Source organism: Paenibacillus sp. WLX2291, assembly GCF_046603665.1.
Classification (GTDB): domain Bacteria; phylum Bacillota; class Bacilli; order Paenibacillales; family Paenibacillaceae; genus Saccharibacillus.
Map to the genome: position 1 here is coordinate 1,519,683 of NZ_CP176755.1, position 16,386 is coordinate 1,536,068.

The window sequence follows — 16,386 nt, forward strand, 5'->3', positions numbered from 1 at the left end:
TAACCCCTTTACGGCCATAATGCAACTGTACCGAAGGCTACACCCGAACCGATCAATGCACCGACCAGCACATCAGAAGGATAATGCAGACCGAGATACATTCTGGATATCCCAACGAGTAAGGCAATCGGTAATAACCAAGCCATCGTAGTAATATCAGTTAGCATGAACGGAACCGTAACCGAGAAGATAGCTGTCGTATGTCCGGATGGAAAAGAATGATCAGTCAGCGGATTGCGAAAGGTGATCGTTTCCGGTATCGCCAGATAAGGACGTATACGCGGATACAGCTTTTTGGCGATAGCGACAGGTATATGACTGATTGCTAGCGCAATCGCCGCTTGTAGCCCGGCAAGACTCCAAGGTTGCGGAGCAAGTAGCCAGATAGCCAGCGTCGCAATAATCGTAAATGTAGCTCCGCCTAGATTCGTTAAATAATAAAAGAACAGATTCAAAAACTGGTTATGAAGCCGTGTATTGAAAAATCGGAAAATATATTGCTCCATAACTTGTAAGCGGATTAGAAACTGACGCATGAGAGACCCCCGTATACATTGCCATTTTTGGGCTTAAATTAATCATATTTTTATTCTTTAACCATTTCAAGCATTATAACGTTAACATTCGGTTAAATTGATCGTCTATTATTTGCATGTTGTCGTTTTGCATCATATTAGACATTCCAATCGGACAGGTGACTGCCTTTGCTTAAACTTACCCGTTCCGTCTGCAACTCATTCATCGATACACCTAGTATAATGAACGCAGTGTGTAAAAGACATGTCGCAACAAGCGATTATCCTTCCTTCAATGTTCATCAAAATGACTGATTCAATCGAAAATAATGCGTTTATAGATTGGCAGACTAGAGAAAGAACGGATGACATTCTTATTTTAGATCCACATTGTAGGCGATCTGAGAAGATTGAACCCATTTTTCATATGTAAAAATGAGACTAAAGATTTAGAAAGCGAGCAAAATGGAGCAATTTGGAGCTAAAACGATTTTTATTATCATTCTGCAACATTCTCGTAATATATTACGTATATATTACAGAGAATTTCGCGAATTAGTGAAAAATGTCGCTTTGACAAAAAAACAAAAAGTGTGCAAAATCTTAATGTCCGCATCGGAATGAGGTTAAACAGGAACAATTTGCGGAAAGCTGAATCTTTCAGTCATAATGAATCAGGATGTAAAAGGCAGAGAAAATCACAAACACAAACTTAATTATTTAAAAACAAACATGGTATCACGTTTTATCATCGGATACCAGCTAACCATGGATGAAACGTCAATAGTTCAAAGCTTGAAAGGGTTCTACCAATGAAGGGGGTCACACATCGTGATGGGTAATATCATGGACACAATTTTTATAGTACTGCAAGTTATACTGGCATTTATTGCAGTCTATCAATTCGGGTTCTCATTATTCGGTATTTTCAAACGTAAAAAGAGACCAGAACACGCACCGCAAAAATCATTCGCTATTCTGGTTGCTGCACATAACGAGGAACAGGTTATTGGCGCGCTAATGGAAAACTTAAAGCAGATGGACTATCCAAAAGAATTGTACGATGTATTCGTAATCTGCGATAACTGTACAGATAGCACAGCTGATATCGTACGTAGCCATGGCATGAACGCTTGTGTGCGTACCAATGCTGCACAACGCGGTAAAGGATATGCAATCGAGTGGATGCTGCGCGAACTGTGGAGTATGGAACGTCAATACGATGGTATCGTAATGTTTGATGCCGACAACCTGGCTGCTCCAAACTTCCTGACTGAAATGAACAATGACATGTGTGAAGGCGCACGCGTTATTCAAGGTTATATTGATACAAAGAACCCGGAAGATTCTTGGATTACAGCTGCTTACGGCGTATCGTACTGGTACATCAACCGTCTGTGGCAGTTGTCCCGTCACAACCTGAATATGGCCAACTTCCTTGGTGGTACAGGAATGTGCTTTGAAAACGAATTGCTAAAAGAAATCGGCTGGGGCGCAACAAGCCTGGTCGAAGACCTTGAGTTTACTATGCGTTGTGCCGAAAAAGGCATTTATCCAAAATTCAGCTATGATGCTAAAGTATTTGATGAGAAGCCACTGACATTCAAAGCGTCTTCCCGTCAACGTCTGCGCTGGATGCAAGGTCACTTTACCGTAGCACGTCGTTATTTCTTCCCGTTGCTGTGGAAAAGTATCAAGGAAATGAACATCATCAAGTTTGACTTGGCATTGTACAGCGTCAACGTCTACGTGGTGCTGATCACATTCTTGATGACTGCCGCTGTCTGGATCGACACTGCAATTCTGGGTGGACCGCATGTGGCATCGATCTATAACTACCTGCCATTGTGGGTAGCGTATGTAGCGATTGCAGCGAACGTAGTGACGTTCATTCTGGCAATGGCGCTGGAAAAGGTCAAATCGTGGAAAGTTTACATGTACCTGCTGCTGTTCCCAATCTACGGTCTGTCTTGGTGGCCAATTACGTTCTACGCGTTCTTCACGCAGAACAACAAACAATGGAGCCACACTGAGCATACACGCGTTGTACGCATCGAAGATGTACATGGTAGCAAACAAAGCACACTGTAATATTCGTGGATAGCTAGAGTTGTTCCGAATACATGGTGCATAGATATTCGTAACTTAAACAAAGAGGAATGTGCCGATCAACGTCGATGCATTCCTCTTTTTGATGCGAACGACGAATAGACAAGTCCAGCCAAGTCATTACAATTGATACTGTCGGTGTCGGTGTCGGTGTCGGTGTCGGTGTCGGTGTCGGTGTCGGTGTCGGTGTCGGTGTCGGTGTCGGTGTCGGTGTCGGTGTCGGTGTCGGTGTCGGTGTCGGTGTCGGTGTCGGTGTCGGTGTCGGTGTCGGTGTCGGTGTCGGTGTCGGTGTCGGTGTCGGTGTCGGTGTCGTACGTGCATTAAATAAAAATAGTCAAAGTGGTTGACGTGTGTATTTGCGCATGATATACTATTCTAGTGTTTTGTGATACGACTAATGAATAAGTAGAAGCTTGTCTTCTCACCTGACCGATTTACGTCGGCTGGTTCATTGATCTCTATTTGAATGACAGTGCGTCTGTCATGAACAATTTGCTGATCAAGGGATGCAGGTGATGAGACCTGCATCCCTTTTATTTTTCCAAATAGCATTGTCTATCATAATGTGGAGGTGGAAGGTTATTAGTAAGGAACATATGATCAACGAAGAAATCCGGGGCAAAGAAGTGCGCCTGGTAGGTGCTGACGGTGAACAAATCGGAATCAAGCCAACTCGCGAAGCGTTGCAAATGGCGATCGATCTGAATCTGGATCTGGTCAACGTTGCTCCTCAAGCGAAACCACCGGTCTGCCGGATTATGGATTACGGCAAGTTCCGTTACGAGCAACAGAAGAAAGAAAAAGAAGCGCGTAAAAATCAGAAGATTGTTGAACTGAAAGAAATTCGCTTCCATGCCAATACGGAGGAGCATGATTATCAAACCAAACTCCGTAATGTAGTAAAATTTCTTAACAATGGCGACAAGGTGAAATGCTCGGTCCGCTTCCGCGGTCGCGAGATTGCACATGCAAATATTGGTCAAAGAGTCTTGGAACGTGTAAGAGATGAAGTTGCAGATATCTGTACTGTTGAGCGCCAACCGAAACTGGAAGGCCGCAGCATGATTATGATCTTGGCGCCGAAAAATAACTAAGGGGGATATTCAAATGCCTAAAATGAAAACTCATAGCAGTTTGAAAGGTCGCTTCAAAATTACAGGAACAGGTAAAGTAAAACGCCACAAAGCGTTCAAAAACCACCTGCTGTCCCACAAATCCAAACGTCAAAAACGCGTACTGGGTACTAGCCCGTTGATGGCTGCTGGTGACGTAAGACGTTTGAAACAAGGTCTGGCTAATCTTAAATAATTTAATTTTCCGGGAGGGTTTATAATATGGCACGAGTAAAAGGCGGATTCGTCACACGTCGTAAACATAAGAAATATCTGAAACTTGCAAAAGGTTACTTCGGTTCCAAACACCGTATTTTCAAAACTGCAAAAGAACAGGTTAACAAATCCCTGGTCTACGCATACCGTGACCGTCGTCAAACCAAACGTAACTTCCGCAGACTGTGGATCGTACGTATTAACGCAGCAGCACGTCTGAACGGTTTGTCTTACAACAAACTGATGCACGGTCTGAAACTGGCTGGTGTGAACATCAACCGCAAAATGCTGGCTGAACTGGCAGTGAACGATGTAACAGCGTTCAACTCCCTGGCAACCGTAGCAAAAGAAAAAATCAACGCGTAAGTGTTACGTGTTACAAAGAGAGTCTCTGTATATGCAGGGACTCTTTTTTGAGGATTGATTACCCATAGAATTGTGCTAAATATATAGATGTGCAAGCCGATAATAAAGAAAGACAAATCCCTCACAGCTTCATTTAGAAGAAGAATTGTATAATAGGAAATAATGACATGCTTTATATCTATGAAATGTTGTGAATATTACATCGTATTCATGTACTTGCTGAAAACCTTACATATAATATGACGATTTAGCGCGTTAAAACATAATTGCTGTACTCTTATAAGAGGTTTACTGACATACACCTTACATATATTAGTAAAAGTGAACAAAATTAAGCGCTTTCTTAGTATCTTGTATAAATTAATTGACCAATTGTTATTAAAATAGTAGATTTTCCTACCACATGATTGTATAATCGGTTCAGTGACTATTGAATCTGTCCACAAGACGAATATTTTTACGTTGAAAAGGGTAAAATGTTCGGGTTTCAACAGAAAGAAGACAGACGCGTAGTTGATACTTTTAAGGGGGAAAAAGATACATGAAGAAGGTCTATTCACTTTCGCTGATCATGGTACTGGCATTGTCCGTACTTCTGGCAGCATGCGGTAACAAAAGCGATTCCACAAACAATGCAAGCAACGGTACATCCGGAAGCGGCGGTTCTAGCGACGTAAAAATCGGTATGGTTACTGACGTAGGCGGCGTGAATGACAAATCCTTTAACCAATCTGCCTGGGAAGCACTGCAAACAGTACAAACAGGCGGCGGCGCAAGCGTAAAATACCTGCAAAGTAAATCGGATCAGGACTACATTCCAAACCTGAACCAATTTGTGAAAGATGGCTACGCTCTGACATGGGGTATCGGCTTCAACCTGGCGGACGCAATCGACACGGTTGCGAAGCAAAATCCGGATTCCAAACTGGCGATCATCGACAGTGTGGTAGATCAACCGAATGTAAAATCCGTAACATTTGCGGAAAATGAAGGTTCCTTCCTGGTCGGCGTTATTGCCGGCAAAATGACGAAAACAAACAAAATCGGTTTTGTAGGCGGCGAGAAAAGCCCGCTGATCCAGCGTTTCGAAGCTGGCTTCAAAGCTGGTATCCAAGCTGTAAATCCTGATGCAACACTGCAAGTGAACTACGCTGGTGCGTTTGACAAACCAGACGTTGGTAAATCTGCAGCAGCTACACTGTACAACGATGGCGTAGACATTATCTTCCACGCTGCTGGCGCTACAGGTACTGGCGTATTCAACGAAGCAAGCGCTCGTGTGAACGCAGGTCAACAAGTATGGGTTATCGGTGTCGACAAAGACCAATCGCTGGAATTCGGCGACAAAGTAACTCTGACTTCCATGATCAAACGCGTAGATACAGCGGTTGAGAAAGTTTCCCAAGAAGTAATTGATGGTACATTCAAAGGCGGTACAGAAACACTGGGTCTGAAAGATGACGGCGTAGGCGTTGCCGAAACTTCCAGCAAAAACGTTCCAGCTGATGTACTGAAACTGGTTGATGAGTACAAAGCAAAAATCATCAGCGGCGAAGTAAAAGTACCTGATACCGTTCAATAATATAATGCGCATCACATAATAGATATAACAACAAGGCTGGTTAACCACTAGCCTTGTTGTTACGTCTATCGATAAATACAGTAGTTCTCTAACATACATGGATATGAGTGAGATGAAATGATGACAGTGGTTGCAGGATTTAGCTGATCAACAGCCGAACATATACAGATGTGAAGCCATACTATACGGATAATCAATTTGCTTATAAGGGTGATTTAATGAATACAGCAACCCCTGTTGTAGAGTTGAAACAAATTACAAAACGTTTTCCCGGCATTGTTGCCAATGATTCGATTAGCCTGAAGCTGTTCAAAGGCGAGATTCACGCGCTGCTGGGCGAGAATGGTGCAGGTAAGTCCACACTTATGAATATCGTATTCGGGCTGTATCAGCCAGATGAGGGCGGTATTGAAGTGGATGGTAAGCCTGTCCTGATCGACAGCCCGAACAAGGCGATTGAACTAGGCATCGGGATGGTCCATCAGCATTTCAAGCTGGTACAACCATTTACTGTTACCGAGAATATTATTCTGGGCTCGGAACCGAAAAAGGGCGCCAGAATCAATTATAAAAAAGCAACGGAAGAAATCCGCAAGCTATCTGAGCAATACGGTCTGCGTGTAGATCCAAACGCCAAAATCCATGACATTTCCGTCGGGATGCAGCAGCGTGTTGAGATCTTGAAAACACTGTACCGTGGCGCTGATATTCTGATCTTTGATGAGCCGACTGCTGTACTGACACCGCAGGAGATCTCCGAGCTGATGGACATTATGCAGCGTCTGATCAAAGAGGGTAAGTCGATCATTCTGATTACGCATAAGCTCAAAGAGATTATGCAGATCGCTGACACGGTAACGATTATTCGTCGCGGTAAAGTGATTGATACTGTCAAAAAGTCCGAAACCTCGCCACAAGAGCTGGCTGAGAAAATGGTCGGTCGCAATGTCAGCTTCAAAGTGGACAAAGTGCCAGCCAATCCGGGTGAAGTCGTTATGGAAATGCAGCATATCGTTTCCAAAAACAAAGATGGTATGTCTGTACTGAACGAATTGAATCTTCATGTCAAAGCTGGTGAGATTCTCGGTATTGCTGGTGTCGATGGCAACGGTCAAAGTGAATTGATAGAAGCATTGACAGGTCTGCGCCATATCGATGGCGGTAAAATCACGCTGCATGGCAAAGACATCACGAATCTGACGCCGCGCAAAATTACCGAATCTGGCGTTGCCCATATTCCGGAAGACCGTCATAAGCACGGTCTGGTGCTGGACTTCTCCGTCAGCGAGAATATGGTGCTTGAAACGTACTACAAACAGCCATACAACAAAAATGGCTTTATGCAATATGATGAAGTGGATAAAAAATCGCAGCGTCTGGTGGACGCTTTTGATGTGCGTACGCCAAGTATTCATACGATGGCACGCTCATTGTCCGGTGGTAACCAGCAGAAGGCAATCATCGCACGCGAGATCGACAAAAACCCTGATCTGCTCGTAGCGGCACAGCCAACACGCGGTCTGGACGTTGGTGCGATTGAGTTTGTACAAAAGCAACTGATTGCTCAGCGCGATCAAGGCAAAGCGGTATTGCTCATTTCGTTTGAACTGGATGAAATTTTGAACGTTTCCGACCGGATTGCTGTTATTTATGAAGGTCAAATTGTAGGTGAAGTGCTGCCGGAACAAACCAATGATCAGGAATTGGGCTTAATGATGGCGGGAAGCACCGTAAAGAGAGGTGCAGTCCATGAATAATATTTTGAAATTCTTTACCCGAGATTCCTTTACCCTGCCATTCGTGGCAATCGTGATGGGTCTGGTGCTCGGCGCACTGGTTATGCTGATCGGCGGTTACAACCCGATTGATGCGTATAGCGCGCTGCTTGAGCGCGTATACGGCGATTCGTATGACTTTGGTGAGGCGATTCGTGAGATGACGCCGCTAATCATGACAGGTCTGGCATTTGCCTTTGCGGCTCGTACGGGTCTGTTTAATATCGGTGGTGAAGGTCAGTTTTTGATCGGGATGACTGCTGCTTCGATCGTTGGTATCCATCTGCACGGATTACCTGCATTTATCCATGCTCCGCTAGCGATTATCGCGGGTGCAGTATTTGGCGGTTTGTGGGCAGCGCTGGCGGGTTTCCTCAAGGCAACACGCGGCGTGAACGAAGTTATTTCCTGTATCATGCTCAACTGGATTGGTCTGTATCTATCCAATCTGGTTATCAACACATTTGCGCTGCAAGATGGCACGACTCAATCGGTCAATATTGAGCCGTCCGCTTCGATTGCGATCGGCTGGTTGTCCGAAATGATGGGCAACGCTCGTGTACACTGGGGTACGCTGATTGCTCTGCTGGCAGCTGTATTCTTTTATATTTTCATGTGGAAAACCAAACAAGGCTTCGAGCTGCGTGCCGTTGGCTTCAACCAGGATGCTTCCAAGTATGCTGGGATGAACGTGAACCGCAACATCGTCAAAGCGATGTTCATCAGCGGCGCATTTGCTGGTCTGGGCGGCGCATTCACTGTACTCGGTGTATTTGGTTACCAGTCTGTTATGGCAAGTTCGCCGGGAACCGGATTTGACGGTATCGCAGTAGCACTGATCGGTATGAACAATCCATTTGGCGTTATTCTAGGTGCAATTCTGTTCGGAACGCTCACCTACGGTTCTGCGGGTATGAGCTTCAGCGCGGATGTTCCACCGGAAATTGTGCGTATCGTTATCGGTGCCATTATATTCTTTATTGCCGCACAGGGGATTGTGCGCTGGGTGCTTAAACCGTTTTATGCCAAGCGCAAGAAAGAGAAGGTGTCATAATGGATGTATTGACAGTAATCGGGCAGCTTATGAATACGACGCTGGTATTTGCTACAGCGCTCATATTCACTTCTCTCGGCGGTATTTTTTCGGAGAAATCCGGTGTAACGAACCTCGGTCTGGAAGGTCTGATGGTATTCGGCGCGTTTGCTGCTGGTGTATTCGGTCACTATGCGCAGGATGCGGGTATGAACGGCTTTGCAGCGGCTTCGGTCGGTTTGTGTGCTGCTGTTGTGCTCGGTATCATCGTATCGCTCATTCACGCGGTCGCTTCGATCACATTCAAAGCGGATCAGGTTATTAGTGGTATCGTGATCAACTTCTTGGCAGCAGGCAGTACGCTGTACATGGTAAAGCTGTTGTTTGACGGTGCGGGTGAAACCGAACTCATCTCCGGTTACAGCCGTATGCCGATTCCGGGTTTGAGCAAGATTCCACTGTTGGGTGATGCGCTGTTCAATGCATATCCAACGACGTATCTGGCGATCATTCTCGTATTCGTTTCGTTCTATGTATTGTACAAAACACCATTCGGTCTGCGTCTGCGTTCCGTTGGTGAACATCCAAGTGCGGCAGATACCGTTGGTATCAAAGTAAACCGGATGCGCTATACTGGCGTTATGATCAGTGGTGCGCTGGCTGCGATCGGTGGTGCAACGATCACGCTTACGACAACCGGTACATTTGCTCATAATACGATTTCAGGTCAAGGTTATATTGCGATTGCTGCGATGATCTTTGGTAAATGGAATCCCATTGGTGCGTTTGGCGCGGCGGTATTCTTCGGTCTGGCTCAAGCGGTACGTAACTATGTACAGCTGTTTGCCTGGACACAGAGCATTCCACCAGAAATCATCTACATGCTGCCATACTTGCTGACGATCATCGTTCTGGTGGCGGCGGTAGGACGTTCCAGCGCACCGTCTGCGCTCGGACAGCCATATGATCCAAGTAAGCGATGACGTTGATTGTTTGAATGAAGCGGGTTGAATGGGATAGGATTGCAAGGTAGACGCTGCTATTTGAGTCAACTTAGATTGCTGTGTTGTTGATCGAGGGGATCCATTCGATTCGTTTCGATATATCTGCGATTATATCGTATGTCATACCTGCAATCGTATCGTATGCCGAGTGGCTGTTACGATCCACTAGCACAACCAGATATAGATAAACCGAGCCCGGTAGTTCCTTAACGAACTGCCGGGCTTTTTTATACGTCTGTTCATGTTCTTCCGTGTAGGATAAGGCATGTTGAAACAGAAGGATGGCATTGTCCCAATCGTCCTTTCATGTTTATATTTTGGGAATAAAAGGGTAAATCATGCTTTGTATGTATCTACAAAAATGAAAAAGATATGTGTGCTTCAGACAAAAATAAATGTTAGACCAACGTAGATGTTTGTTCTTTGTGCACAAATGCTGAATAGCTTAATGAGTATGTATATACATGATTTTGTTGTAAAAATACAGTATTTAAACCGAATATAGCGTCATGATTACATAAATAATGAATAAAGAGATTGTGACCATTTAAAATCATTGTTCAAAAATGCAAAAAAAATTAGTGTTGACTCTGTCGCAAATGAATCATATAATTGTCCTAAATCAGCGGCTGACACAACATGGTCATATGTTGCAGCCCATTATGTAGAATATGAATGATCGGCTATGAAGAGGACTAAGTTTTAAGGGCTATTTTGTCCAGAGAGTGAAGCGTATGCTGAAAGCTTCATCAAAACCCTTTTATACGAGCTCACCTCGGAGCTGTTTTCCTGAAAGGCATCATCCTAGCATGATGATTATTAGGGAAAATCGTAGCGTCTACGTTACAGACGACAGGTAAGGCGGAGACGTCTTACTTGCTGAGGCATACCTGCTGTGAGGCGGTGTGCGAACCTGGGTGGTACCACGGAAGCTAAACCTTTCGTCCCTCGAACAGAATGTTTTTCTGTTGGAGGCGGCGAAAGGTTTTTTTGATATTTAAATCCTGAACTGCGCTTCTTAAATACAGAGAAACCAAGCAAGCATCTACTATAGATGCGTCGGACTGTCACAAGCTTCTAATGTAAGATTGATGTGAATTTTTGGGAGGAGGAACACAAATGAGCGCGCAAATACCTAATGTGCAATCGACAGAACAATTACGTGAGAAATGGATGAAGCCGGAAGTCATTACCGGTTCCGAAATGCTGCTTCGCAGCCTGCTGTTGGAGGATGTAGAATGCGTCTTCGGTTATCCGGGTGGTGCAGTATTGTACATCTATGATGCGATGCACGGCTTTGATGATTTCAAGCATTTGCTGACCCGCCATGAGCAAGGAGCAATTCATGCGGCAGATGGATATGCAAGAGCAAGTGGAAAAGTAGGCGTCTGTATCGCCACATCCGGACCGGGAGCAACGAATCTGGTAACCGGCATTGCCACCGCCTATATGGACTCGGTGCCGCTGGTCGTCATTACCGGTAACGTAGCAACGACTTTGATCGGAACGGATGCTTTCCAAGAAGCAGACATTACAGGTATCACAATGCCGATCACGAAGCACAGCTATCTGGTGCGCGATGTGGAAGACCTGCCAAGAGTGATTCACGAAGCGTTCCATATTGCCAATACTGGTCGCAAAGGTCCGGTACTGATCGATATTCCAAAAGATGTATCGGCAGCCAAAGCATTGTTCAAACCACATACAGAACCAGTTGTCATGAGAGGCTATAACCCACGGGTAATGCCGAATAAGCTGCAACTAGACAAGCTGCATCAGGCGGTTGCCGAAGCAAAACGTCCGCTCATTCTTGCAGGCGGTGGCGTCGTATATTCCGGTGGTCACGAAGAGCTGCTGAAGTTCGTTGAAACGACAGGTATTCCGATCACGACAACCTTGCTCGGTCTGGGTGGATTCCCAAGTGGTAACGATCTGTGGATCGGTATGCCGGGTATGCACGGAACATACGCAGCGAACAATGCGATTCAACAGTCGGATTTGCTGATCAGCATCGGTGCACGTTTCGATGACCGGGTAACTGGGAAACTGGATGGTTTTGCACCGCATGCGAAGATCGTCCACATTGATATCGATCCTGCCGAAATTGGCAAAAATGTAAAAACCGATATTCCAATCGTCGGCGATGTGAAGACAGTATTGGAGCTGCTGAATACGGACGCTGCACACGCACAATATGCCGATGAATGGCGTGCCAAGATTGCCGACTGGAAAAAGGAAAAACCTTTCCGGTATGAAGATTCCGATACCGTGCTGAAACCGCAATGGGTTGTGGAGATGCTGAATGATACTACCAATGGCGAAGCGATCGTAACGACAGACGTAGGTCAGCACCAGATGTGGGCAGCACAGTATTATCGTTTTAACCAACCACGCTCATGGGTGACTTCCGGTGGTCTGGGTACGATGGGCTTCGGTTTCCCGTCCGCAATCGGTGCACAGATGGCAAATCCAGATCGTCTCGTTATCTCGATCAACGGTGACGGCGGTATGCAGATGTGTGCGCAAGAACTGGCGATCTGCGCGATCAACAATATTCCGGTGAAGATCGTTATTTTGAACAATCAGGTGCTTGGTATGGTTCGTCAATGGCAAGAGCTGATCTATGATAACCGTTACAGCCATATCGATCTGTCTGGTAGCCCGGACTTCGTCAAACTGGCTGAAGCTTATGGAGTAAAAGGATTACGTGCTACGAACAAAGACGAAGCGAAAGCCGCATGGCAAGAAGCGATGGACACACCAGGTCCAGTCGTCGTCGAGTTCGTAGTTAACAAACACGAAAATGTATATCCGATGGTTCCACAAGGAGCCACCATTGATCAAATGTTAATGGGGGATCACGAATGATAGCGACAACGTTCAAACACACCATCGCCGTATTAGTCAACGACCAACCAGGCGTGCTGCAAAGAGTCTCCGGACTCTTTGGTCGCCGTGGTTTTAATATCGAAAGCATTACTGTCGGTCAGTCCGAAGAATCCGGTCTGTCTCGTATGGTTATCGTCACGTCCGGCAACGAGAACACGCTGGAACAAGTCGAAAAACAGCTGTACAAAATCATTGATGTAATCAAAGTAATCGATCTGAGTTCCCGTCCGATGGTTGCACGTGAACTGGCTTTGATCAAAGTGAAATCAGAACCGTCTGAGCGTCCAGAAATTATGGGTGTCATTGAAACGTTCCGTGCTGCGGTAGTCGATATCGGACCGAACAGCCTGATGGTTCAGGTCGTTGGCGATACCGACAAAATCGATGCCATGATCGAGCTGCTGAAGCCTTATGGCATTCGCGAGCTTTCCCGCACAGGCGCGACAGCGATGATTCGCGGTAATGTGTAATACTGCTGGATTTGCATGATCAGCATGCAAGCCGCCACATACATGGCATGCAGTAAGTAAAACTTGAAGCATGCCATGAACATGTCAAAGTACACAATCAACAACGCCCACTTTGCTAAAAGAGCGGGGAGTTGAGAGGAACGATAATGATCGATGTAAGCAAATGGATGTGAAAATATACAGCGATTATGTACCATCAGGTGACTTGTACAACGTTCCTTTGAACTACCCGCTCTTTTCAGGAGGGTTGGCAAACATCGGCATTGCCGGTAATTACGCTTCATATATTAAAGGAGGAAGAAAAAATGGCAGTAACAACTTACTATGAAAACGATGCAGAATTGAACGTATTGAAAGGTAAAACAATCGCAATTATCGGATATGGTAGTCAGGGACATGCTCATGCACAAAACCTGCGTGATAGCGGTCTGTCCGTAGTTATCGGTCTGCGTGAAGGTAAATCGTTCGACAAAGCGAAAAACGATGGTTTTGAAGTACTGTCCGTTGCAGAAGCAACGAAAAAAGCAGACATCGTACAAATCCTGATGCCGGACGAAACACAAGCGAGCGTATACAACAGCGAAATCGCGCCAAACCTGAAAGATACTGCTGCTCTGCTGTTCGCACACGGTTTCAACGTTCACTTCGGTCAAATCGTTGCTCCGAAAAGCAATGATGTGCTGCTGGTTGCTCCAAAATCCCCAGGTCATATGGTACGTCGTACGTATGAAGAAGGATTTGGCGTACCGGGTCTGATCGCGATTCATCAAGATGCTACTGGCAATGCCAAAGAAATCGGTCTGGCATACGCAAAAGGTATCGGTTGTACGCGTGCCGGCGTTATCGAAACTTCCTTCCGTGAAGAAACAGAAACCGATCTGTTCGGTGAGCAAGCGGTTCTGTGTGGTGGCGTAAGTGCACTGGTGAAAGCTGGTTTCGAAACGCTGACTGAAGCGGGCTATGCTCCTGAAATGGCATACTTCGAGTGTCTGCATGAACTGAAACTGATCGTTGACCTGATGTATGAAGGTGGTCTGGCAACGATGCGCGATTCCATCAGTAACACTGCGGAATATGGTGACTATGTAACTGGCCCTCGTATCGTTACAGAAGAAACGAAAAAAGCGATGAAAGAAGTACTGTCCGATATCCAACAGGGTAAATTCGCACGCGACTTCATTCTGGAAAACCAATCCGGTCGTGCATTCCTGACAGCGACACGCCGCAACGAGTCCGAGCACCAACTGGAAGTTGTGGGCGGTCAACTGCGTGAAATGATGCATTGGATTAAAAAATAATAGTTTAGATTTTAGTTGTGGTGAGGTGGGATGAAGGGACGGCTGCTGCGGGAAAAGATGGTTCTTTTGATCGCTGTTAAGATTAGATTTTTTGAACGACTCCCTTTCAGCAGTCAAAATCCAATCTTAAAGGCGAGCGCTACGCTTCTGCAGAACCGTTTCTTTCCCTCCGCTGGTGCGTGTTCATCCTGCCTGCCGCAAATGAAATATAAACTTCTTTTACGGAGTAGAAAAGTAGGGAGTTGCTTTGAGCTTTATGCTTGGAGTGGCTTCTATGCTTCTTTTGACTGTTTTGGGTAATTGTTAATATATGAGATTTGGTTGTATGTTTTATGAATACGTTTTACCTAAACTATAAGGAGGTGCGATGATGCGTAAAATTTATATTTTTGATACGACGTTGAGAGATGGGGAGCAGTCGCCGGGGGTTAATTTGAATACTCGGGAGAAAGTGGAGATTGCTCATCAGCTTGAGCGGTTGGGTGTCGATCGTATTGAGGCTGGATTTCCGGCGGCTTCGCCTGGGGATTTGGCAGCGGTCAATGCTGTGGCGAACGCTGTGAAGAATGCTAGTGTAATTGGTTTGTCGCGTTCGCGTGAGCAGGATATCGATGCGGTACGCGAGGCGCTGAAGGGGGCGCAAGATCCATGCCTGCATCTGTTCCTGGCGACTTCACCGATTCACCGTCAGTACAAATTGCGTATGGAGAAGGAGCAAGTCAAAGATACAGCGCGTTCAGCGATTCGATATGCGCGTAAGTATTTTGACAAGGTGGAATTCTCACTGGAGGATGCGGGTCGCACGGAGCTGGACTTTATCGCGGAAATGACGAAGATGGCGATTGAGGAAGGCGCGTATGTAGTCAATCTGCCGGATACGGTTGGTTATTTGACGCCATATGAGTACGGTAACATTTTTAAATATGTAAAAGACAATGTACCGGGTGTGGAAAAGGTACAGTTGAGCGCACATTGTCATGACGATCTGGGTATGGCAACTGCGAACGCACTGGCAGCCATTTTGAACGGTGCGGATCAGATTGAAGGTACGATTAACGGAATTGGTGAGCGTGCTGGTAATACCGCGCTGGAAGAAGTGGCAATGGCGCTGGAAACGCGTCAGGACTTTTATGGTGCGAAGACGTCATTTACACTGTCCGAAATCGCGCGTACGAGCCGTCTTGTTAGCAAACTGACGGGTATGGTCGTGCCGGGCAACAAAGCGATTGTCGGTGCGAATGCGTTTGCCCATGAATCAGGGATTCACCAGGATGGCATGCTAAAAGAGAAATCGACGTATGAGATCATGACGCCGGAAACGATTGGCTTCAAGGAAAGCAAGCTCGTGATGGGCAAGCACTCCGGTCGCCACGCGTTCCGCGAGCATCTGATCGAGCTGGGCTATGAATTGGATGAGGAAGCAGTGAATGCTGCATTTGCCAAATTCAAAGTACTAGCTGACAAGAAAAAGGAAATTACCGATGACGATCTGTTTGCGCTGCTGGAAGAGCGCCTGACCGATGCTCCAGAATTCTTCCAATTGGATTCGCTGTTTGTATCGTTTGACAGTGAAGCAGAGCCGCTGGCGAAGGTGCGCCTGAGCACAGCTGATGGCGAAGTACGTGAGGAGCAGTCCAGTGGTAACGGTGGCGTCGATTCTATTTACAATGCGATCGACAAAGCATCGCAGGAGGATGTAACGCTAGCCGATTATTCGATCAAAGCGGTTACACAAGGGAAAGACGCGCTTGGTGAAGTGCATGTGGCATTGACACAGGACGGCATCACTGCACAAGGTCGCGGCGTAAGCACGGATATTCTGGAAGCTAGCGCACGTGCATATGTAGATTCTCTGAATCGTCTGGTCGAAAAACGCAAAACATACGGTCGTCGTGACAATATTACGATGAGCTAATTTCATTCACACCAGTGAATCTGTTCTACAAATGCTAGTATCATCTATACAAACATGTGAATTTGATTTTCGAGTGTGTGCAATTGCACGTAGCAGTTCATG

Annotated in this window: 14 protein-coding genes; 13 read left to right on the top strand and 1 reads right to left on the bottom strand. The window is 45.9% G+C overall.

Annotation, left to right across the window (positions count from 1 at the left end):
* Window positions 1-8 precede the first annotated feature (8 nt).
* On the bottom strand, window positions 9-536 hold the full coding sequence (locus ACDE64_RS06605) for a phosphatase PAP2 family protein (protein ID WP_411345689.1): 528 nt from the start codon (window positions 534-536) through the stop codon (window positions 9-11).
* A gap of 822 nt (window positions 537-1,358) precedes the next feature.
* Here ACDE64_RS06605 and ACDE64_RS06610 point away from each other — a divergent pair.
* The 13 genes from ACDE64_RS06610 (at window position 1,359) to ACDE64_RS06670 (ending at window position 16,284) form a co-directional block, all read left to right on the top strand.
* Window positions 1,359-2,606: a glycosyltransferase family 2 protein gene (locus tag ACDE64_RS06610; RefSeq protein ID WP_411350245.1), complete on the top strand. Its 1,248-nt coding sequence runs from the start codon at window positions 1,359-1,361 to the stop codon at window positions 2,604-2,606.
* Between the two features lie 168 nt (window positions 2,607-2,774).
* The gene (locus tag ACDE64_RS06615) at window positions 2,775-2,948 is read left to right on the top strand and encodes a hypothetical protein (RefSeq protein WP_411349426.1); all 174 of its coding nucleotides are present in this window, start codon (window positions 2,775-2,777) and stop codon (window positions 2,946-2,948) included.
* A 272-nt stretch (window positions 2,949-3,220) separates the two neighbouring features.
* Window positions 3,221-3,718, top strand: coding sequence for a translation initiation factor IF-3 (infC, locus tag ACDE64_RS06620; protein ID WP_411345691.1), 498 nt, complete (start codon window positions 3,221-3,223; stop codon window positions 3,716-3,718).
* A 13-nt stretch (window positions 3,719-3,731) separates the two neighbouring features.
* Entirely contained in the window at window positions 3,732-3,932 is a 201-nt protein-coding gene (gene rpmI / locus ACDE64_RS06625; RefSeq protein ID WP_322903223.1) for a 50S ribosomal protein L35, read from the top strand.
* 26 nt (window positions 3,933-3,958) lie between these two features.
* On the top strand, window positions 3,959-4,318 hold the full coding sequence (rplT, locus tag ACDE64_RS06630) for a 50S ribosomal protein L20 (protein ID WP_367055172.1): 360 nt from the start codon (window positions 3,959-3,961) through the stop codon (window positions 4,316-4,318).
* Between the two features lie 541 nt (window positions 4,319-4,859).
* Window positions 4,860-5,900 (top strand): BMP family lipoprotein, encoded by a 1,041-nt coding sequence (locus tag ACDE64_RS06635; protein ID WP_411349427.1) that lies wholly within the window; start codon window positions 4,860-4,862, stop codon window positions 5,898-5,900.
* Between the two features lie 218 nt (window positions 5,901-6,118).
* Window positions 6,119-7,657, top strand: a complete 1,539-nt coding sequence (locus ACDE64_RS06640) for an ABC transporter ATP-binding protein (RefSeq protein WP_411345693.1) — start codon at window positions 6,119-6,121, stop codon at window positions 7,655-7,657.
* Window positions 7,650-8,729: an ABC transporter permease gene (locus ACDE64_RS06645; protein WP_411349428.1), complete on the top strand. Its 1,080-nt coding sequence runs from the start codon at window positions 7,650-7,652 to the stop codon at window positions 8,727-8,729. Before ACDE64_RS06640 ends, ACDE64_RS06645 begins: the two co-directional genes overlap by 8 nt.
* Window positions 8,729-9,691, top strand: a complete 963-nt coding sequence (locus tag ACDE64_RS06650; RefSeq protein ID WP_411345695.1) for an ABC transporter permease — start codon at window positions 8,729-8,731, stop codon at window positions 9,689-9,691. Before ACDE64_RS06645 ends, ACDE64_RS06650 begins: the two co-directional genes overlap by 1 nt.
* Before the next feature lie 1,140 nt (window positions 9,692-10,831).
* Entirely contained in the window at window positions 10,832-12,580 is a 1,749-nt protein-coding gene (gene ilvB, locus ACDE64_RS06655) for a biosynthetic-type acetolactate synthase large subunit (protein WP_411349430.1), read from the top strand.
* A complete protein-coding gene (ilvN, locus tag ACDE64_RS06660; RefSeq protein WP_411345697.1) occupies window positions 12,577-13,071 on the top strand; it encodes an acetolactate synthase small subunit in 495 nt (164 codons plus the stop codon). Before ilvB ends, ilvN begins: the two co-directional genes overlap by 4 nt.
* 305 nt (window positions 13,072-13,376) lie before the next feature.
* Entirely contained in the window at window positions 13,377-14,369 is a 993-nt protein-coding gene (gene ilvC / locus ACDE64_RS06665; RefSeq protein ID WP_188773825.1) for a ketol-acid reductoisomerase, read from the top strand.
* A gap of 370 nt (window positions 14,370-14,739) precedes the next feature.
* Window positions 14,740-16,284 (top strand): 2-isopropylmalate synthase, encoded by a 1,545-nt coding sequence (locus ACDE64_RS06670; RefSeq protein WP_411346723.1) that lies wholly within the window; start codon window positions 14,740-14,742, stop codon window positions 16,282-16,284.
* Window positions 16,285-16,386: the final 102 nt, after the last annotated feature.